At 48.3% G+C, this 317-nt stretch carries 1 pseudogene; it reads right to left on the bottom strand.

Features of this window, described 5'->3' with window-relative positions:
- Window positions 1-317: pseudogene (locus BHE89_RS00190) on the bottom strand (RNA-guided endonuclease InsQ/TnpB family protein); the annotation flags it as partial.

The raw sequence follows: 317 nt of genomic DNA, 5'->3' as shown, positions 1-317 counted from the left end.
CGTCAACAATTGCACGAGAGAGTTTGTGTTGAAAATCAGCACGGGCATTGGCTACCCGTTCGTGTACACCTGCAAGCTGTATTCGGGCTTTACGGCGATTAGCACTCCCTTTTTGCTTGCGAGATAAGGCTTTTTTGTTTTCGACGTAGGTGACGGCTGGCATTGATAAGGTGGCGCGGATTAGCAATCTTATTGCCGTCTGATTTGATGGCGTAATGACTCAGCCCCCACATCAAGCCCCCGTGATATTTGATATCAATGTTGGCTTTGCCGGTGCTTCTACCCCGTCATCACAGAGTAGTGACGCATAGTATTTT

It is taken from the genome of Shigella sp. FC1967 (assembly GCF_001743005.1).
GTDB lineage: Bacteria > Pseudomonadota > Gammaproteobacteria > Enterobacterales > Enterobacteriaceae > Proteus.
The sequence above is the reverse complement of the archived record's forward strand: the minus strand, read 5'-3'. Positions and strand labels throughout refer to the sequence as shown.